17 protein-coding genes and 1 pseudogene are annotated in these 19,970 nt (G+C 72.8%); 12 read left to right on the top strand and 6 right to left on the bottom strand.

Annotated features, from left to right (window positions below):
- Positions 1-78 precede the first annotated feature (78 nt).
- From ABT034_RS17645 to ABT034_RS17625, 5 genes are all read left to right on the top strand, one after another.
- Complete coding sequence (locus tag ABT034_RS17645; RefSeq protein WP_351216071.1) at positions 79-1,470, top strand: C39 family peptidase; 1,392 nt, start codon at positions 79-81, stop codon at positions 1,468-1,470.
- A 96-nt stretch (positions 1,471-1,566) separates the two neighbouring features.
- Positions 1,567-4,734 (top strand): DEAD/DEAH box helicase, encoded by a 3,168-nt coding sequence (locus ABT034_RS17640; RefSeq protein WP_351216069.1) that lies wholly within the window; start codon positions 1,567-1,569, stop codon positions 4,732-4,734.
- A 64-nt stretch (positions 4,735-4,798) separates the two neighbouring features.
- Entirely contained in the window at positions 4,799-5,581 is a 783-nt protein-coding gene (locus ABT034_RS17635; RefSeq protein WP_351216067.1) for an SAM-dependent methyltransferase, read from the top strand.
- 249 nt (positions 5,582-5,830) lie between these two features.
- Positions 5,831-5,980 carry an SCO1431 family membrane protein gene (locus ABT034_RS17630; protein WP_351216065.1) on the top strand — a complete coding sequence of 50 codons (150 nt, stop codon included), beginning with the start codon at positions 5,831-5,833 and terminating at the stop codon, positions 5,978-5,980.
- Positions 5,981-6,176: 196 nt separating this feature from the next.
- The gene (locus tag ABT034_RS17625) at positions 6,177-7,358 is read left to right on the top strand and encodes an acyl-CoA dehydrogenase family protein (protein WP_351216063.1); all 1,182 of its coding nucleotides are present in this window, start codon (positions 6,177-6,179) and stop codon (positions 7,356-7,358) included.
- Here ABT034_RS17625 and ABT034_RS17620 read toward each other — a convergent pair.
- A complete protein-coding gene (locus tag ABT034_RS17620) occupies positions 7,321-7,542 on the bottom strand; it encodes a hypothetical protein (RefSeq protein WP_351216061.1) in 222 nt (73 codons plus the stop codon). The two genes, ABT034_RS17625 and ABT034_RS17620, sit on opposite strands and share 38 nt — an antisense overlap.
- Positions 7,543-7,944: 402 nt before the next feature.
- On the opposite strand from ABT034_RS17620, the gene ABT034_RS17615 reads away from it, so the two are divergent.
- Positions 7,945-9,084, top strand: coding sequence for an Rv3169 family protein (locus ABT034_RS17615; protein ID WP_351216059.1), 1,140 nt, complete (start codon positions 7,945-7,947; stop codon positions 9,082-9,084).
- Between the two features lie 11 nt (positions 9,085-9,095).
- Positions 9,096-10,187, top strand: coding sequence for a phosphotransferase family protein (locus ABT034_RS17610; protein ID WP_351216057.1), 1,092 nt, complete (start codon positions 9,096-9,098; stop codon positions 10,185-10,187).
- A 35-nt stretch (positions 10,188-10,222) separates the two neighbouring features.
- Here the strand turns inward: ABT034_RS17610 and ABT034_RS17605 are convergent, their stop codons facing one another.
- Entirely contained in the window at positions 10,223-10,591 is a 369-nt protein-coding gene (locus ABT034_RS17605; protein ID WP_351216055.1) for a hypothetical protein, read from the bottom strand.
- Between the two features lie 225 nt (positions 10,592-10,816).
- Between ABT034_RS17605 and ABT034_RS17600 the strand changes: the two genes are divergently transcribed.
- The 4 genes from ABT034_RS17600 to fxsA all read left to right on the top strand — a co-directional run bounded on the left by ABT034_RS17600 (position 10,817) and on the right by fxsA (position 14,967).
- A complete protein-coding gene (locus ABT034_RS17600) occupies positions 10,817-11,257 on the top strand; it encodes an Lrp/AsnC family transcriptional regulator (RefSeq protein ID WP_073818744.1) in 441 nt (146 codons plus the stop codon).
- A gap of 90 nt (positions 11,258-11,347) precedes the next feature.
- On the top strand, positions 11,348-12,979 hold the full coding sequence (locus ABT034_RS17595; RefSeq protein WP_502972971.1) for an amidohydrolase: 1,632 nt from the start codon (positions 11,348-11,350) through the stop codon (positions 12,977-12,979).
- A gap of 480 nt (positions 12,980-13,459) precedes the next feature.
- On the top strand, positions 13,460-14,236 hold the full coding sequence (locus tag ABT034_RS17590; protein ID WP_351216051.1) for a polyprenol monophosphomannose synthase: 777 nt from the start codon (positions 13,460-13,462) through the stop codon (positions 14,234-14,236).
- A 137-nt stretch (positions 14,237-14,373) separates the two neighbouring features.
- Entirely contained in the window at positions 14,374-14,967 is a 594-nt protein-coding gene (gene fxsA / locus ABT034_RS17585; RefSeq protein WP_351216049.1) for an FxsA family membrane protein, read from the top strand.
- 84 nt (positions 14,968-15,051) lie between these two features.
- On the opposite strand, the gene ABT034_RS17580 is transcribed toward fxsA, so the two are convergent.
- From ABT034_RS17580 to yczE, 4 genes are all read right to left on the bottom strand, one after another.
- Positions 15,052-15,426, bottom strand: a complete 375-nt coding sequence (locus tag ABT034_RS17580) for an RNA polymerase-binding protein RbpA (RefSeq protein ID WP_015032218.1) — start codon at positions 15,424-15,426, stop codon at positions 15,052-15,054.
- A 255-nt stretch (positions 15,427-15,681) separates the two neighbouring features.
- Entirely contained in the window at positions 15,682-17,052 is a 1,371-nt protein-coding gene (locus tag ABT034_RS17575; RefSeq protein WP_351216047.1) for an MFS transporter, read from the bottom strand.
- Between the two features lie 70 nt (positions 17,053-17,122).
- Complete coding sequence (locus ABT034_RS17570; protein WP_351216045.1) at positions 17,123-17,887, bottom strand: glycerophosphodiester phosphodiesterase family protein; 765 nt, start codon at positions 17,885-17,887, stop codon at positions 17,123-17,125.
- Positions 17,884-18,552, bottom strand: coding sequence for a membrane protein YczE (yczE, locus tag ABT034_RS17565; RefSeq protein ID WP_351216043.1), 669 nt, complete (start codon positions 18,550-18,552; stop codon positions 17,884-17,886). Before yczE ends, ABT034_RS17570 begins: the two co-directional genes overlap by 4 nt.
- A 104-nt stretch (positions 18,553-18,656) precedes the next feature.
- Between yczE and ABT034_RS17560 the strand changes: the two are divergent.
- A pseudogene (locus tag ABT034_RS17560) lies at positions 18,657-19,874 on the top strand (aminotransferase-like domain-containing protein); the annotation flags it as partial.
- Positions 19,875-19,970: the final 96 nt, after the last annotated feature.

Here is a 19,970-nt window from a genome sequence, read left to right as displayed (position 1 = left end):
GAGCCCCGCCGGGGCCGCGATAGTGGGCCCGCGCAGCAGGTCCGTACGCCCACCGTTCTCGACTGGGGGTCACCGCCCATGACCAGCTCCACCCCGCGCAGAACCGTCCTCGCCGCGGCCCTCGCGGCGGCCGGAACGGCCGCCACCGCGGCGCCGGCCGCGGCCGCCACCGCTGACTGCGATCCGTCCGCCGCCCCGGCCCCCGCCCCCGCGCCAGGCCGCGCCCCCGCCCCCGCACCCGGCCTCGTCGACAACCGCTTCTGGTCCTCGTACACGGACTGGAGATGCGGCAGCGCCGCCGGTACCAGGGCGGTCGCCGGCCGCCGCCCCGGCCTCGTCCTCGAAACCCCCGCCGGCCGCACCGACTACACCGACCCGCACACCGGCCGGACCTCCGCCTGGGAGTACGCCCGCTGGACCTCGCCCGTCCACACCCCGACCGTGCCCGCCACCGAGGTCATCGCCTCCTGGAACGCCCACACCCCGCCCGGCACCTGGCTCCAGGTCGAGCTGTCCGGCGGCTACACCGACGCCACCGCCACCCCCTGGTACGTCCTGGGCCGCTGGGCCTCCGGCGACGGCGACATCCGGCGCACCTCCGTCGACGACCAGACCGACGGCCGGAGCACCGTGTGGACCGACACCCTCGCGATCGACGACGCGGCGAGCGGGCTGCGCCTTGCCTCGTACCGGCTGCGCCTGACGCTGTACCGCACGCCGGGGAGCGACCTCACCCCCACGGTCTGGCGGCTGGGCGCGATGGCCTCGGACGTCCCGGACCGCTTCACGGTCCCGGCCTCGGCTCCCGGCCCCGCCCGCGAGCTGACCGTGCCGCGCTACTCGCAGAACACCCACGTCGGGCAGTACCCCGAGTACGACAACGGCGGCGAGGCCTGGTGCAGCCCCACCTCCTCCCAGATGATCATCGAGTACTGGGGACGGCGACCGTCGGCACAGGACCTGGCCTGGGTGAACCCGGCGTTCGCCGACCCCCAGGTCTGCCACGCGGCCCGCCAGACCTACGACCACCAGTACCAGGGCTGCGGCAACTGGCCCTTCAACGCCGCCTACGCGGCCACCTACCCCGACATGAACGCCGTGGTCACCAGGCTGCGCTCGCTCACCGAGCTGGAGAGCCTGGTCCTGGCCGGCATCCCGGCCATAACGTCCCAGTCGTTCCGCACGGAGGAACTGACCGGCGCCGGCTACGGCACGGCGGGCCACCTCATGACCGTCATCGGCTTCACGGCGGACGGCGACATCATCGCCAACGACCCCGCCTCACCCACCAACGAGGCCGTCCGCCGGATCTACCGCCGCCGCGAGTGGGAGAACATCTGGCTCCGCACGAAGCGCTACGACGCCAACGGCAAGGTCAGAAGCGGTACGGGTGGTGTCTGCTACCTCTACTGGCCCGCCAAGCCGACCCCGAGTCAGCACCGCGCCCTCCAGGCGCTCGGCCTGACGTGAGCATGAGTGCCCCGCCCCACCGGAATCGGGCGACTTGATCGGGGGAACCTCGCGAACCGTGTGCGGACCATGATCACGGGATGCCACAGTCACACCATGCGCAGTGACGAAGCCAGCGTGAAGGGATCGGTCACCGACCTGGCACAGGAGCGGTGGGGAATCACGCTGGGCGGAGAGTTCCCGGCCCGGTTCGCGGAGCCGGGATGGACCTATGAGGAGACCGTCGACCGTCGCTGTCCCGCGTGCGGCGGCGAACTGCACGCCCTGCGGAGACCGTACGAGTCCCAGGGGCGCACCTACCAGTACACGGCGCTCGTCTGCCCTGCCTGTCCCGTCGCCTTCACCCTCGCGGAGCTCGGGGTGAAGCGGTACGACGAGCTGACCAGCGCCGTGCCCCGCCAGGCCGGGAAGGCACTCCGGCGCCGTCCGGCGCCCGTGCCCCTCGGGGTGAGTCCGGACGGGCCGAGGGTCATCGTGACCGCGATCGTCAGGGGTCCGGCGGTGCGCGCGGACCGCGGCCCGGTGTGGCCGGAGGACCTGGTCGTGCCCGACGGGACCGAGCAGCGGGCCTTGTCGTGGTGGAAGGTCGCCGATCCCACCTGGCGCCCGGCCGACGCGGCGCTCACGGCGGCCGAGGACGTGCGGGTGATCCTCCCCGAAGGTCCGGAGTACGAGGCGCTGCGGGCGTGGCTGAAGGAGCGGGACGTTCCGTACCGGGTCAGTCGGTACTGGGAGGAGGCCGGTCAGGTCGGCACGGTCACCGACACCGGCGGCCGTACGGAGCTGGTCGCGGTCGGTCCGGACGGAGCGGCCCCCGCCCCGGGGCCGTGGGCAGTGGCGGCTCGGGACGCCTTCGCCGCCCAGTGGGACGCACTGGAGGAGCTGCCGGACGGCGACGGCGACACGTATGTGCCCGTCGGTGAGCTGGTGCCGGCCGAGTGGGCCGGGCTGCTGCCGCACCCGTCGTTCAACCCGGTGCAGGCCGCCGCCGTCCCGGTGGTGCTCGAGGGCACCGGGCATCTGGTCGTGGTCGCGCCGACGGGCGCGGGGAAGACCCCGATCGGGATGGTCGCGGCCCTTGAGGCACACGCCCGCGGACGCAAGGCGGCCTGGCTGGTGCCGCAGCGCTCGCTCACCGACGAACTCGACCGCGAGCTCCAGCTGTGGCGGAGTCGCGGACTGCGGGTGGTGCGCCTGACCGGTGAGGCCGCGGTGGACACGGAGCTGATCCGGTCGGCCGACGTATGGGTCGCCACCACCGAGAAGTTCGAGGCCATCTGCCGTGCGGGCTCGCTGCGGGACGCGCTCGCGGAGGTCGGCTGCCTGGTGGTCGACGAGATCCACCTGCTCGGCGATCCGACCCGCGGAGCCGTACTGGAGGCGCTGCTCGCCCGCGTACGGGAGGACAGCGCCGCCACCCGGATCGTCGGTCTCTCCGCGACGGTCGCCAACGCGGACGAGGTCGCCCAGTGGCTGGGCGCCCGCCTGGTCCGTACCACCTGGCGGCCCACGCGGCTCACCTGGCAACTGCCCCTCCTGCCCCTGGTCGACGAGACGGACTGGGCGGCGCGGGCCGCCGTCCGCACCCAGGCCGCCGTCCGCATCGCCCGGCAGGTCACCGCGGACAGTGGCAGCGTCCTCGTCTTCTGCGGCAGCAAGCGCCGGGTACGGTCCACGGCGCTCGCGCTGGCCGCCGACCGGGGCGTGCCCACCGCCGGTGTGGACGCCGACGACGCCGAAGCGGTGGAGCGGCTGTGCACCAAGGCAGGCGTACGGCTGCACTACCGGGACTGGCCGTACAAGCGGGAGGCCGAGCAGGCGTTCCGCGCCCGTGAGGCGGAGATCCTGGTCGCCACCTCCACGGTCGCGGCCGGCGTCAACCTCCCCGCCCGCGCGGTGATCGTCTGCGACACCACCCTCGGCCTTGACCGCGTCGAGGTGTCGATGGTCCAGCAGATGTTCGGACGTGCCGGGCGCATCGGCGCCGGAGAGCGCGAGGGCTGGGCGTTCCTGCTCACCGACCCGGCCGAACGGGCGCACTGGCAGGCCCGGCTGGCCGCCGGATACACCGTACGGTCGCGATTGGACGAGCACCTGGCCGACCACCTGCTCGCCGAGGCCGTGCAGGAGCGCCTTTCGACCCTCGAAGAGGCGGAACGCTGGTGGGCCGGGACGTTCGCCGCCCATCAGGGGCACGACAGCGTGGAGCCTCTGCACGAGGCGGCACAGTTCCTCGCCTCGGTGGGCTGCCTGCGGCCCGCCGCCGACGAGGACCGCCTGGAGCCCAGCGCGCTGGGCCGGCTGACCAGTCGCTTCATGGTCGATGCCACGATCGCCGAGGGTCTGGCGACGGCATTGCGGCACGCCCCCGTACCCGAAGACCCGCTCACCGCCGAGCAGTTGCTCGGGGCCCTGCTCAGCACCCGCCTGCCCGTACTCGAACAGGCGCCGTTCACCGAGCGGGCGAAGACTGCCCTGCGCCGAGTCCTGCGTGAGACCGAGCACGCGGACGACGAGACGGACGACCCCTGGGGGTTGGGCCCGGCGCAGGAACCGGCCACGGCCGAAGACGAGCAGCGGCCGCAGGCCGGAGATCTCGCCCGCGCGGTTCTGCTCCTCGCGGCGACCCGTCCGCGCCTCTTCCGCGGCCGCCCCACCTATGTCCTCGGCATCCCCATGGACTCCATGATCGGCATCCTGGAGGAGGCCCAGCGCTATCTGGCCTGGCTCGGCGCCCAGGGCCCCCTCGGCACGGTCCACCCCTGGGTGGCCGTCGTCGCCGCCGACCTTTCGCTCCGCATCCGTTGGCGCACGCTGGGGGCCGGCCGAGGGGCCGGACGCCTCCTCTGGATGTGCGAGCGCATGGCCACGGCCCCGCTCGCGCCCGGCCTCGTGCCGCGTATGTGGAACGCGGCCCGGGGTCGCGGCATCGACGCGCCCGACTGGAACGGCACGACTCCGCCGAGCGACTGCGCACTCTCCCCGGACCGCTACCACGCCCTCCTCGCGGAGCGCGCCACCGGCACGCGCCTCACCCTCCAGGACGACACGGTCCGGGTATGGGCCCCGCCCGGCTCGGTGATCCGTCTGTGGAACGGCGCGACCACCACTCTGCACCTCGCCGACGGCGAGGAGACCACGCTGCCCGTTCCACCGGCCGACCCGGCCGACCCGTCGGCCGGGTGCTGCGGCGCGGCCGTCTTCACCCGCGGTGACCGACTGGCGGCAGGGTGGCTCGGAGCGTACGCGGCGCTGCGCGGCTGACCGGGCCAGGTCAATGGTGCATGGCTGTCGGGGAGTTGCGAGGTCGCTGCGATACGTTGACGGCGTGACCGACATCGAATCGCGCATTGACACGTCCCGGCCGCACACCGCCCGGATATGGAACTACTGGACCGGCGGCAAGGACAATTACCCGGTCGACCGGGAGGCCGGCGACCAGATCAGGAAGCTGCATCCCGGCATCGGGGAGTACGCGAAGGCGGACCGGCTGTTCCTGGGAAGGGCGGTGCGCCACCTGGCCGAGCAGGAGGGCATCCGGCAGTTCCTCGACATCGGTACGGGGCTGCCGAGCGCCGACAACACGCACGAGGTCGCCCAGCGCGTCGCCCCCGACACGCGTGTCGTGTACGTGGACAACGACCCGCTCGTACTGGCGCACGCCCGTGCCCTGCTGGTCGGGACGCCCGAGGGCCGCACCGACTACCTGGACGCCGACCTCCGGGACGTCGACACGATCCTGGCCGCCGCGGCGAAGACGCTCGACCTCTCGCAGCCGGTCGCGCTGATGCTGCTCGGCGTCGTCATCTTCGTCGAGGACGACGAGGAGTCGTACGCGATCGTCCGCCGGCTCATGGACGCGCTCGCACCCGGCAGCCACCTCGTCCTCTCCCACACGGTCACCCACCCCGACATGCCGGACGTCGACTCGGCGGTGGCGTTCTGGAACGAGCACGGCACGCCGAAGCTCACGCAGCGCACCCCTGCCGCCGTCGCGCGCTACTTCGACGGCCTGGAGCTGCTCGCACCCGGGGTGGTGTCCTGCTCCGCGTGGCGGCCGGAGACGCAGACACCGGACGTCGCGATGTACGCGGGCGTCGGCCGCAAGTGACGGCGGGCGTGGGCCGGCGCACCCGCGAACGGGTCGCGTCCTGCGGGGTCGGGTCGGCTCCTGCCCGCCTTTGCGGCGAAGTGGTCTCCGGCACAGGAGGGTCTGTTGCCTCTCCTCCCCGGAGCGCCCGTCGCCCGTGCAGCGCTAGGTTCTCGTAGCTCTCGGCATCGTCCGACGCGGTGGCGCGGGCCCGGGGGACGTGACCGACGTCCTACCCCGGGGCCGCCTCCGTACCGCAAGGTGGTCGCCATGACCTCCACGACCCACTCCCGCCTCCTCTTCCGCGCCCGGACGGGCGGCCCGAAGGACGATCAGGGCCCCAAGGTCCTCGAGCACGTCCTCGGCTGGACCCTCGTCGTCCTCCTCGCCATGCTCGTCACCCGGGCCGGCCTCATGTGAGCCGGGCCCGAGGCTGAGGCCGCGACTGGTGCGTGCCCGTGCACGTCACCATGCCCGCGGCCCGGCCCCCGGATCTTCCGCAGACGGCGTCCGTGTGACCGGCCGGCGGCCCACGTGATCCCCGGGCCCCGAGCGGGCATACTCCCCGCGACCCGCGCGCGGCACGCCCGCGCCCGGCAGGGAGGAGGGCCCGGCCATGGCTGCCGAGAGCAACGCGGACGGTGTGGAACGCCGGCTGCCCACCGACGAGGCCCGCGAGCTGCTCGCCCTGACGCGCGACATCGCCCGCCGGGAGATCGCGCCGCGCGCCGCCGAGGAGGAGGCCGCCGGACGGTTCCCGCGCGAGCTGTTCACACTGCTGTCCCGCTCCGGACTGCTCGGCCTTCCCTACGACCCCGAGTACGGAGGGGGCGGCCAGCCGTACGAGGTCTACCTCCAGGTCCTCGAAGAGCTCGCCGCCGCCCGGCTCACCGTCGGGCTCGGGGTCAGCGTCCACATCCTCTCCTGCCACGCGCTCGCCCGCTTCGGCTCCGAGGAGCAGCGGGCCGCCCACCTGCCCGCCATGCTGGGCGGCGGCCTCCTCGGCGCCTACTGCCTCTCCGAGCCCTCCGCCGGATCCGACGCGGCCGCTCTGCGCACCCGAGCCGTCCGCGAGGGCGACGGCGGAGACTGGGTGATCGACGGTACGAAGGCCTGGATCACCCACGGCGGCATCGCCGACTTCTACACGGTCATGGCCCGTACCGGCGGCGCCGGGGCGCGGGGGATCACCGCCTTCCTGGTGCCGGGGGACGCGCCGGGACTGAGCGCCGCCCCGCCCGAGCGGAAGATGGGCATGACCGGCTCGCCCACCGCGCAGCTCCACCTCGACGGTGTACGGGTGTCCGACGCGCGGCGCCTCGGCGCGGAGGGGCAGGGTTTCACCCTCGCGCTCGACGCGCTGGACTCCGGGCGGCTCGGCATCGCCGCCTGCGCGGTCGGGCTCGGCCAGGCGGCCCTGGACGAGGCCGTGGCGTACGCCAGGGAGCGCCGCCAGTTCGGCCGGCCGATCGCCGACTTCCAGGGGCTCCGCTTCCTCCTCGCGGACATGGCGACCCGGGTCGAGGCAGGCAGGGCGCTGTATCTGGAGGCGGCGCGGCTCCGCGACGAGGGGCGGCCCTTCGGCCGCTGCGCGGCGATGGCCAAGCTGTTCTGCACGGACGCCGCCATGCAGGTCACGACGGACGCGGTGCAGGTGCTCGGCGGGTACGGCTACACGGCGGACTTCCCCGTGGAGCGGTATCTGCGGGAGGCGAAGATGCTCCAGATCGTCGAGGGGACCAATCAGATCCAGCGGGTGGTCATCGCGCGTCACCTGGTCGGACCAGAATCCCGCTGACGCGTACGGTGCGGTCGGCCCAGACGGGGCCGGCGGCGAGCCGGGCCCACTCCTGGTCGCGGTGGCCCGGGAGGGTGCGGCCCTGGCTCGCCCAGAGGGAGAGCACGGCCCGGTAGATGGGCGGATCGGCGGGGAGGCGTGGCGGAGCCGCCGCCTGCGCCGGTACGGGGACGGGCGTCGGCACCGGCGGCGGTGCGGTCGGTGTCCGTGCGGGCGCGGGCGAAGGCGCCGGATGACGAACCGATTCTTCAAGGCGCGGCGCGGCCTGTCGGTGGCGACCGACACCGCTGGGAGTGGTGTACAGCGTGGTCATGCCCGGACCAACGCGCCCCGGCGGCCGTGGTCACCCCCGTACGGATTCGAGCGGAAGTTCGCCTGGTGCCCGGCGCCCCGTGCATCCGGTATCCAATATCCAATATTCGTAGCCAATAGCCAATAGCCAATAGCCAGTGGCCAGTGGCCAGTAGTCGCGTCCGGGCCTGTCCCCCCCCCGCCCCACCCCCTGCACGACCCTGGCCCCCCGCCCTGAACCTGACGTACCGTCAGTTCCTCTCGCCGCGCAGCCCAGTCGCCCAGGAGGTCCGCCATGTCCGTGCACCGGCACGTCGTCGACGACCGGCCCGTACCGCTCGACGAATACCCCGTGCACCAGGCCCCGCTCTCGATGAAGCACCACATCAGCGGTGACCGCAACGCCTACGACCGGTGCATCTTCCACGTCTTCGACCACACCGGCCGCGCCCTGCTCATCGCCGGTCTCGGCGTCTACCCCAACACCGGGGTCATCGACGCCTACGCCACCCTCCGCGTCGGCGACCGGCTGCACGCCGTCCGCGCCTCCGACGCCCTCGGCGACGACCGTACGAACCTCTCCACCGGCCCGTTCACCATCACGGTCGACGAACCCCTCAAGCGGCTCTCCCTGCGCTGCGCGGCCGACCCCGACGACCCCGACGGACTCTCCTACGACCTCGCCTGGACCGGCGACTTCCCCGCGGTCTGGGAGCCCCACCACACCCAGCGCCACGGCGGCCGACTCACCCTCGAAGGCCGCCGCTTCGTCCAGGCCGGGCACTGCGCGGGCACCATCAGGGCGGGTGGCGAGGAGTTCACGGTCACCCCGGGGGAGTGGACCGGCACCCGCGACCGCAGTTGGGGAGTCCGCCCGATCCCCGGCGAGGAGCCCGGCCGTGCCGCCGAGTTCCGCCCCGAGGGATTCCACTGGCTCTGGATACCGATGCGCTTCGAGGACCGCTTCCTCATGGTCATCGCCCAGGAGGACGCCGACGGCTACCGCACCCTCAACGAGGCCCTGCTCGTACGGAACGGTCACCGCGACAGCCAACTCGGCTGGCCCCGCACCGAGATCACCTACCGTCCCGGCACCCGCCACCCGGAACGGGCCACTGTCCACCTCACCGACCCGACCGGCAAACCCCTGGAGATCGGCGTCGAGATCCTCGCCTCCTCCCCGCTCGCCGTCGGCGCGGGTTACCCGCCCGCCACGGACTGGCAGCACGGCACCTGGCAGGGCCGCGGCTGGACCGACCGGCGGGCGTACGACCTCTCGGACCCGGCGGCCCACCCCATGGCCGCCTACGGCGTCACGGACCACGCCGCCCGCTTCACCCTCGACGGCCACACGGGCCACGGCGTGTTCGAGCACGGCTCCTTCGGCCGCCACGACCCCAGCGGCTTCACCGACCACCCCTCGACCGCCCCGTAGGGAGCTCCCCGATGGCCACCGCGCCCCGCCCCCGCACCACCACCCGGGACCCCGAGGAACTCGGCCGACGGCTCACCGCCTGGCTGGACCCGCGCCTGCCCGGGGCCCGCGTCACCGGTCTCGCCGCCCCCGACTCCAACGGCATGTCCAGCGAGACCCTGCTTTTCGACCTCGACCACCCCGACGCCCCGGTACGCGGCTGCGCCCTGCGGCTGGCCGCCGACCCCGCCGCGTACACCGTCTTCCCCGTCTACGACATGGCTCGGCAGCACCGGGTCATGCGGCTGGTCGCCGAGCACACCGACGTCCCCGTGCCGCGCGTGCTCTGGCTGGAGGAGGACCCGGGGCCGCTCGGCGCCCCCTTCTTCGTGATGGCCCGCACCGAGGGCCGCGTCCCGCCGGACGTCATGCCCTACACGTACGAGGGGAACTGGCTGCACGCCGCCACCGACGCCGAACGCGCGCGGCTCGAAGCCGAGTCCGTCTCCGTAGTGGCCAGGCTCCACGACCAGTTCCCGGTGGAGGAGGCCGAGTTCCTGCTGCCGGAAGGCGCGGGAAGCCCGCTGCGCCGCCACGTCGACGCCCAACGCGCCTACTACGCCTGGGTGGTGGACGGCCTCGCACCCTCACCGCTCATCGAGTCGGCCTTCGACTGGCTGGAGTCGCACTGGCCGGCCGACGAGGGCCCCGCCGTCCTGGGCTGGGGCGACGCGCGGATCGGGAACATCGTCTACGACGGATTCACCCCCGCCGCCGTCCTCGACTGGGAGATGGCGGCCTGCGTCCCGCGCGAGGTGGACCTCGGCTGGACGGTCTACCTCCACCGCTTCTTCCAGGACCTGACCGTCGGCTTCGGCCAGCCAGGACTGCCCGGATTCCTGCGGCGCGACGCGGTCGAGCGGCGTTACGCCGAGCTGACCGGCCACACGCCGCGCGACATGGAGTTCCACACCCTCTACGCGGCGCTGCGGCACGCGATCGTCATGCTCAGGATCGCGTACCGGCAGGCCCACTTCGGCGAGGTCGCGGTACCCGCGGACCCCGACGGCCTGATCCTGCACCACGCCACCCTGGCGGCCATGGTGCGGGGAAGCTACTGGTGAGCGGAGGGGCCCGGAGGCCCCGTCCGGAACAGGTCCTAGGCCGCGCGCCGCATCTGCGGCACCCGGATCGGACGCGAGCCCGGACCGCCGACGTGCGAGAAGGGCTGCGTGCGCCAGTCGAGACCCTGGGGGAGCGTCAGGAGCAGCGCGGTGTCCTGCTCCTGGACCTCCAGGCTGTCGTCGGCCGGACGGGCCTCGGTCGCGGACAGGCCCGTGCCCGGGCAGACCGTCAGGACGAACGGGTTCCACGCCGTGGGGCACAGCGCGTGCTCCGGCAGCGCGTCCTCGTCCGCGAGCAGCGCGATGGGCTGCACGCACTCCGGGCAGATGACCCGGAACATCTCAAAGGTGTCGTACGCGTCGAGCTCGTCGGACGTGTCGACCGAATCAACAGGCTCCTGCATGGAGAATCTCCCCCTCGGGTGGGTCGGCCGGATCTGTGCGGCCTCGACCACAGAAAGCACTTCCCATACGGCCGTCCGCATAATCGTGTGGCAGTACCCGAGGGCGGACGCAAACCTGTGGCGTTCGTCACATGCCCGTCGCAGGTGCCCCGTGGCCGCCCATACCGCCAGATAGCGGCCGTCCCCGGCGGTGCCCCTTCCTTCCGGGCGCAATAGGGTCACCGCATGGAGGAGCTGGATCGTCAGATCGTCGAGTTGCTCGTCAAGGACGGGCGCATGAGCTACACCGACCTGGGCAAGGCCACGGGCCTGTCCACGTCGGCGGTGCATCAGCGCGTCCGCCGTCTGGAGCAGCGCGGAGTCATCCGCGGCTACGCGGCCGTGGTCGACCCGGAGGCCGTGGGCCTTCCGCTGACCGCCTTCATCTCGGTCAAACCCTTCGACCCCAGCTCCCCCGACGACACCCCCGACCGGCTCGCCGACATCCCGGAGATCGAGGCCTGCCACAGCGTCGCCGGCGACGAGAACTACATCCTCAAGGTCCGCGTCGCCACCCCGCTGGAGCTGGAGCACCTGCTCAGCCGCATCCGTTCCCAGGCCGGCGTCTCCAGCCGTACGACCGTGGTCCTCTCCACGCCGTACGAGGCCAGGCCGCCGCGCATCTGACACGCCCCGGAGGGTCCCCCGGGTGTCCCGGGGGACCTGGCGGACAAACCGGGTCCGGCCAGGTCATAGCCTGGTCGCATGAGTGAGCCCATGCCTGCTGCGTCTCCCGCCGAACACCGCACCGTGCTGCTGCGCGGTGGCGAAGTCCACAGCCCCGCCGACCCCTTCGCCACCGCCATGGTGGTGGAGCGCGGGCACGTCGCCTGGGTCGGCTCGGAGGGCGCGGCCGACGCCTTCGCCTCCGGTGTGGACGACGTGGTCGACCTGGAGGGCGCGCTCGTCACCCCGGCGTTCGTCGACGCCCATGTGCACACCACGGCCACCGGGTTCGCCCTCACCGGGCTCGACCTCTCCTCCGCCGCCTCGCTCGCCGAGGCGGCGGAGCTGATCCGCGCCCACGCCGCCGCCCGCCCCGAGGACCGCATCCTCATCGGTCACGGCTGGGACGCCTCCCGGTGGCCCGAGCGCCGGCCGCTCACCCGCGCCGAACTCGACGAGCTCACCGGCGGCCGCCCGCTCTACCTCACCCGTATCGACGTCCATTCGGCCGTCGTCACCACCGCGCTCCTCGACCTCGTCCCCGGCGTCCGCGACCTGGACGGCTTCCACGACGGGCAGCGGCCGCTCACCGGTGACGCCCATCACGCCGTGCGCGCCGCCGCCTTCGGCGCCGTCTCCGCGCGCCAGCGCACCGAGGCGCAGCGCGCCGCCCGTGCCCGGGCGGCCTCCCTCGGCATCGGCACCCTGCACGAGTGCGGCGGACCGCAGATCTCCTCCGAGGAGGACTTCACCGGCCTCCTGGACCTGGCCCGCGACGAGGCCGGGCCCCGTGTCGTCGGCTACTGGGCCGACCTGGACGTGGAGCGGGCCCGCGGACTCGGGGCTCTCGGCGCGGCCGGCGACCTCTTCGCCGACGGCTCCCTCGGCTCCCACACGGCCTGCCTCCACGAGCCGTACGCGGACCACGCCGACGCCGGCCACACGGGCGCCGCTCACCTGGACGCGGCCGCCGTCGCCCTCCATGTCGCGGCCTGCACAGAGGCGGGCCTCCAGGCCGGCTTCCACGCCATCGGGGACGCCGCGGTGACCGCCGTCGTCGAGGGCGTCAGGGCTGCCGCGGAGAAGCTCGGCCTGGCCAGGATCAGGGCCGCCCGGCACCGCGTCGAGCACGTCGAGATGCTCACCCCCGAGACCATCGCCGCCTTCGCCGAGCTGGGCCTCACCGCCTCGGTCCAGCCCGCCTTCGACGCGTTCTGGGGCGGCGAGGAGGGCATGTACGCCGACCGGCTCGGCGTCGAGCGGGCCCGCACCCTCAACCCGTACGCGGCGCTCCTGCGCGCCGGTGTGCCGCTGGCCTTCGGCTCCGACAGCCCGGTCACCCCGCTGGACCCCTGGGGCACCGTCCGGGCTGCGGCCTTCCACCGCACCCCGGAGCACCGGATCTCGGTCCGGGCCGCCTTCACCGCGCACACCAGGGGCGGCTGGCGGGCCGTGGGCAGGGACGACGCCGGGACGCTCGTGCCCGGCGCCCCCGCCGACTACGCCCTCTGGCGCACCGAGGAACTCGTCGTCCAGGCCCCCGACGACCGGGTGGCCCGCTGGTCCACCGACCCGCGCTCCGGGACGCCCGGTCTGCCCGATCTGTCCCCCGGTGTCGATCTTCCCGTCTGCCTCCGTACCGTCGTGCACGGCCGGACGGTGTTCGTACGGCCGAACGAGTGATGTAGGGATATGTCCTACCTGTAACCCTCGTCCGTACGCTTGTCCCCGACCTGCGGATCTTCCCCTCCGGCCTGGCCTTTTCGTACGTCTCCGCAGGTCAAGCCGGTATTGACAGCCGACCGCCAGGGGCGGGTAGGTTCTCCGCGTCCACCACAGGACGTCCGACCGGACCGCCGCCCCCTCGCCATCGCCGAACGCCGCCCGCGCCTCGGCCGCGAGGGAAGGTTTCTCCGGTGGAAGGTGCGACCCGGGTGGGGCCCGGACGTTCAGTAGACAACGGCTCTCGGTCGACCCGCAGCCAGCGGATCCCAGGTCGGACCGAAGGACGTCGGGCCCCGCACCGCACCGCGGCCCTGCGGATCGCGAGGCCGCCGCCCCTCCCTGTACCCCCTGTGTCCCCCGCCCAGCCACCCGCCGCGCCGGAGCACTCCGAGGACCTCGCTATGGTGGGGGCCTGCGTTTGTATCCGAAGGGGCAGTAGTGAACGACGGTGGCCAGAGGCGTTACGGCCCGCTCGGCAAGGCCTTGGTGATCATTCCGACCTACAACGAGGCGGAGAACATCAAGCCGATCGTCGCGCGGGTGCGGGAAGCCGTACCCGAGGCGCACGTTCTCGTCGCCGACGACAACAGCCCTGACGGCACGGGCAAGTTCGCGGACGAGATCGCGTCCGACGACGACCATGTGCACGTCCTGCACCGCAAGGGCAAGGAGGGGCTCGGCGCCGCCTACCTCGCCGGCTTCCGGTGGGGCATCGAGCACGGGTACGGCGTCCTCGTCGAGATGGACGCCGACGGCTCCCACCAGCCCGAGGAGCTCCCGCGGCTGCTCACCGCCCTCAAGGGCGCGGACCTGGTCCTCGGCTCCCGCTGGGTGCCGGGCGGCCGCATCGTGAACTGGCCGAAGTCCCGCGAGTTCATCTCCCGCGGCGGCAGCCTCTACTCGCGCGTGATGCTGGACGTACCGATCCGCGACGTCACCGGCGGCTACCGGGCCTTCCGCAAGGAGACCCTGGAGGGCCTGGGCCTGGAGGACGTGGCCTCCGCGGGCTACTGCTTCCAGGTCGACCTGGCCCGCCGGGCGGTCGCCGCCGGCTTCCACGTCGTCGAGGTGCCCATCACCTTCGTGGAGCGCGAGGTCGGCGACTCGAAGATGAGCCGGAACATCGTCGTCGAGGCGCTGTGGCGGGTCACCGGCTGGGGTCTGTCGGCGCGGGCGGAGAAGGTCGGCAAGCTGCTCGGCCGCAAGCCTTCCTGAGCCTTCCGCCCTCTTCCGGCACCTTCCGGCGACCCTTTCCGCGCCCTCTCGGCTCCCTTCCCGCCCCCTCTCCGCTCCCGGACGTCCTGAACCGTTCTTTACGACGTTCCGGCGCGGCCCCAGGCACACTGGGGACCATGACGACAGGCGCACCGCCCCCTCTCGCCCCGAAGCGCTCACGCGCGCGTACGTTCCTCCCGCTCGGCGTGGCCGCCTGGCTGGTCCTGGAGATCTGGCTGCTCTCGTTGGTGGCCGGCGCGGCGGGCGGTCTGACCGTCTTCGCCCTGCTCGTGGGCGGCGCCGTGCTCGGCGCGACCGTCATGAAGCGGGCGGGGCGGCGCGCCTTCCGTAACCTCACCTCCACCTTCCAGCAGGCCCAGGCGGCGGCTCAGGCCGGGGCCATGCCCCAGGCGCCCGACCGGACCGCCTCGGAGGACCGCAACGGCTTCCTGATGCTCGGCGGCCTCCTGCTCATGATCCCCGGCCTGGTCTCGGACGCGGCGGGCCTGCTCCTCCTCGTCCCCCCGGTCCGCTCCTTCCTCGGGCGGTACGCGGACAGGGCCGCCGAGCGCCGGATCAGCGCCGCGCCTCCCGGCAGCCTCCAGGACGCCTTCCAGCAGGCCCGTATCCGCCGCCCGGACGGCAAGGTGGTGCAGGGTGAGGTCATCCGCGAGGACGCCGCCAGGGGCCCGTACGGGGCCGACGAGCCCCGCCCGCCCCTGACGCCCTGAACACACAGGCCACGGAAACGCCGCGGGGCCCGGTACACAGTTCGTGTACCGGGCCCCGCGGCGTTCGTTCGTCCGATGGGTCCGCTAGGCGGACTTGCGGCTGTCGCGCGGATGCACGGCAATGTTCATGGCGCCGGAACGAAGGACGGCCAGCCTTTCGGCGAGGACCTCCTCCAGTTCCTCGCGGGTGCGTCGCTCCATGAGCATGTCCCAGTGCGTACGCGCAGGCTTGCCCTTCTTCTCCTCAGGTCCGTCCCCGTCCACCAGGAGTGCCTGGATTCCGCAGACCTTGCATTCCCACTCCGGCGGAATTTCCGCTTCCACCGAGAAGGGCATCTCAAAACGATGGCCCTTCTCGCATGCGTACTCCACGGCCTGGCGCGGGGCCAGATCGATGCCGCGGTCGGTCTCGTAGCTCGTCACCACGAGGCGCGTGCCGCGAAGAGCTCGCTCACTCATGAATCGTGCCTCCCGGGCTTGTCGCCCACAGGACAGATGTCGCTGTCGTCGTTATCCGGTCAACGTCCGGTCGGCGGTAAAGATTCCCGTGCCGGGTCATGCGTCGCCCGTCGTGCCGCCCCTTGTTGTACCCACCAGTGCCCGTTTTGTCACATCTGACGGCAGAAGTGACCCGGCGTCTTCACCAAAGCAGCACGCAGTAACGGTCCGCCTGGCAGGCCAAACGCGTACACTACCGCCCTTTCATCGCCACGTCTAAATCCGGTCCGGAACGGCGTTCCCCGCGGCTTCCACCGCGCGCCGCACCGGAACCCGGGCGAGCAGGGCGAACCCGACCACGAAGAAGATCACCAGGGAGATGATGGCATCCCGGTAGCTTCCGGTCAGCTGATACGCGAGACCGAACACGAGTGGACCCAGCCAGCTGAGCCCCCGATCGCTCATCTCGTACGCCGAGAAGTACTCCGCCTCCTTGCCGCGTGGCACCAGATGCGAGAACAGCGAGCGCGACAGCGCCTGGCTCCCGCCGAGCACCAGGCCGATCGCGGCCGCCAGACTGTAGAAGAACACCGGCGCGTCGGCCGGCAGGAAATAGGCCGCCGCCAGGATCAGCGTCCAGACCGCGAGTGAGCCCAGAATCGTCCGCTTGGCACCGTACGACCGGGCGAGTCGCCCCATCCCGAGCGCCCCCGCCACCGCGAGCACCTGCACGAGCAGGACCGCGGTGATCAGCGTGGTCTGGTCGAGCCCCAGCTCCTCGGAGCCGTACAGGGAGGCCTGCGAGATCACCGTCTGCACACCGTCGTTGTAGACCAGGTAGGCGAGCAGGAAGGAGAGCGTCAGCGGATGCCGGCGCATGTCCTTGAGGGTCGCCCGCAGCTGCCGCCAGCCACTGCCGACCGCGCCCTCGCCCGCCCCCTCGCGCCCCTCCGGGCGGATCCGCCGGTCGCGCAGCCGCCGCAGCGGTATGAGGGCGAAGGCGCCCCACCACACTCCCGCCGAGGCCAGACAGATCCGGACCGCCTCGCCCTCGGTCAGACCGAAGGAGTCGTGGCCCGAGTACAGGACCAGGTTCAGGACGAGGACCAGCGCGCCGGACGTGTAGCCGAAGGCCCAGCCGCGCGAGGAGACCGCGTCCCGCTCGTCCGGCTCCGCGATCTGCGGGAGGTAGGCGTTGTACAGCATCATCGACACCGCGAGGGAGGCGTTCGCCACGATCAGCAGGAACGCCCCGAGCAGATACCGCTCACCCGCCAGGAAGAACATCCCGGCCGTGGCCGTCGCCCCCAGGTACGCCGCCGCGGCGAGCAGCGGCTTCTTCCGGCCCGTACGGTCGGCCGCCGCGCCCACCAGCGGCATCGCCAGGACCGCGACCACGATCGACGCGGACACGGCGTACGCGAAGAGCGAGCCGGCCCGCACCGGTATCCCCAGCGGGTGCACGAAGCCCTCGGCGTCGGCCGCCGCCCGCGCCACCGAGGTCAGATACGGGCCGAGGAACACGGTGAGGACGCTCGTCGAGTACACCGAGCACGCGAAGTCGTAGAAGTACCAGCCCCGCTGTTCCCGCCGGCGCTCGGCGGGGCCGGTGGCGTACTCCTCCGGTTCGGTGGTTCCAGCGGTCAAGGCCGCGCCCCCTCGTTCGTCCCCGTGATCCGCCCGGCTGATCCGGGCGCGGTGCGACCGGGACGCGCGCTCAGACCCACACACCCCGCTCGGTCAGCACCGAGCGCAGCGTCTCCAGTTGATCGGTCATGATGCCATCGACCCCGAGGTCGAGGAGAGCGTTCATCCGGGCCGGATCGTTCACGGTCCACACGTGGACCTGGAGCCCGCGCGCGTGCGCCTCCCGAACGAAGCGGCGGTCCACCACCGGGATGCCGCCCTGGCGCTCCGGGACTTGCGCGGCGACCGCCCCGGCCCGGACCGCCGCCGGGATGCCGAGCGAGCGCAGCCGCAACCCGATCACCCCGCGCACCCCGTACGAGGTGGCCAGCCGGGGACCGGCCAGCCGCTGTGCCCTCGCCACCCGGGCCTCGGTGAAGGAGCCCACGCAGACCCGGTCCCAGGCGCGCTTCTCACGGATCAGGTTCACCAGCGGGTACAGCGCCGACTCGGCCTTGAGGTCCACGTTCCAGCGGGCCTCGGGGAACTCGTCCAGGAGGTCGGCGAAGAGCGGCAGCGGCTCCTTGCCCGCCACCCGGGCCTCGCGCACCGCCGCCCACGGCAGGTCGCCGATCCGGCCCGTGGCGTCCGTGACCCGGTCGAGAGTGGCGTCGTGGAAGGCGACGAGCGCCCCGTCCGCCGTCGTGTGCACATCGGTCTCGAAGTAGCGGTAGCCCGCCGCGGCGGCCCGGCGGAAGGCGGCCGCCGTGTTCTCCAGGCCGTTCGCCGTGCCGCCGCGGTGGGCGAACGGGAGGGGTGAGGGATGGTCGAGATAGGGATGGCGTACGCGAGTCACCGCCGCAGTATGGCCTGTGCGGGTGTCGCGGGGGCGACCGCGGTGCTGCCGGAGTCCGGCTCGGGCACGGCGAACCAACGAAGGAAGAACTGGGCGAGCGGCCCGATGGCCAGGGCGTACAGGACCGTGCCGACACCGACCGAACCGCCGAGCAGGAACCCGGTGGCGACGACCGCCACCTCGATCGCCGTCCGCACGAGCCGGACGGAGCGGCCGGTGAGCCGGTGCAGACCGGTCATCAGGCCGTCGCGCGGGCCGGGGCCGAAGCGCGCCGCGATGTACAGGCCCGTCGCGACCCCGTTGAGGACGATCCCGGCCGCGAGCAGCGGGATCCGCGCGGCCAGGCCGTGGACGTCGGGGAGGAGCGCAAGCGCGCCGTCCATCGCCAGACCGATCACGAGCACGTTGGAGACGGTGCCGAGGCCGGGCCGCTGCCTAATCGGGATCCACAGCAGCAGCACCGCGGCCCCGAGGACGGTCGTCACCACGCCGATGGTCAGGCCCGTCTTCTCGGCGAGACCCTGGTGGAGGACGTTCCAGGGCTCGAGCCCGAGGCCGGTGCGGACCAGGAGCGCCGAACTGGCCCCGTACAGCGTCAGTCCCACGTAGAGCTGGACGAGCCGGCGGGTCAGGTGCCGGCTGTGGAGGCCGGAGGCGATGGACAAGGTTTTCCCCCCAGGGTGTGGTGGTAGTGGACTGGCTCATGACACTCTGTGGCAGGGGAAAGGATGCCAACCATGGCCAATTCGAGGAAGGTGGACTGATTTCGATGGTCCAGTGGACTTCGGCGGTAGGACCGGCTCAGCTCGCGCGGCAGCTCCAGGCGCAGCAGCCGCGGCCCGCCGGACCCGGCGCCCGCAAGCCGCCCGCATACCGCGCGCTGGCCGACGGCATCCGCCTGCTCGTCCTGGAGGGCCGCGTCCCGGTCGCCGCCCGGCTGCCCGCCGAGCGGGAACTCGCCCTCGCCCTCACCGTCAGCCGTACGACCGTGGCCGCGGCCTACGAGGCGCTCCGCGCCGAGGGCTTCCTGGAGTCGCGGCGGGGCGCCGGCAGCTGGACCGCCGTACCGGCCGGGAACCCGCTGCCCGCACGCGGCCTCGAACCGCTGCCCCCCGAGGCCCTCGGTTCGATGATCGACCTCGGCTGCGCGGCGCTGCCCGCGCCCGAGCCCTGGCTCACCCGGGGCGTCCAGGGCGCCCTGGAGGAACTGCCCCCCTACGCCCACACGCACGGGGACTACCCGGCCGGACTGCCCACGCTGCGGCAGATGCTCGCCGACCGCTACACCGCGCGGGGCATCCCCACGATGCCCGAACAGATCATGGTCACCACCGGCGCCATGGGTGCCATGGACGCCATCTGCCACCTCTTCGCGGGCCGGGGCGAGCGCATCGCCGTCGAGTCCCCCTCGTACGCCAACATCCTCCAGCTGATGCGGGAGGCCGGCGCCCGGCTCGTGCCCGTCGCCATGTCCGAGGGCCTCGGAAGCTGGGACCTGAGCCGCTGGCGCCAGGTGCTGCGGGACGCGGCACCCCGCCTCGCGTATGTGGTGGCCGACTTCCACAACCCCACCGGAGCGCTGGCCGACGAGGACCAGCGCCGGCAGCTCGTGGACGCGGCCCGCTCGGCCGGCACGGTCCTCGTCGTCGACGAGACCATGACGGAACTGCGCCTGGACGACGACCTGGAGATGCCCCGGCCGGTCTGCGCCTTCGACCCGGCCGGCTCCACCGTCCTGACGGTCGGCTCGGCCAGCAAGGCCTTCTGGGCGGGCATGCGCATCGGCTGGGTCCGGGCGGCTCCCGACGTGATCCGTTCCCTGGTGGCCGCGCGCGCGTACGCCGACCTCGGCACCCCCGTCCTCGAACAGCTCGGCGTGAACTGGCTCATGGGCACGGGAGGCTGGGAGGAGGCCGTGAAGCTGCGCCGCGACCAGGCCAGGGAGAACAGGGACGCGCTCGTCGCCGCCGTCCGCAGGGAGCTCCCGGCACCCTGAGCTGGGGCGTCGAGTCCTACCTCGTCCCGTTCGTGGAGACCACGGACGCGATGGTCGACCTCGTGGACGCCGAGCTCCTGAAGCTCC

Origin of the sequence: Streptomyces sp. NPDC002773 (assembly GCF_040295605.1) — a bacterium.
Lineage (GTDB): Bacteria > Actinomycetota > Actinomycetes > Streptomycetales > Streptomycetaceae > Streptomyces.
This window is presented reverse-complemented; position numbering and strand designations above follow the sequence as displayed.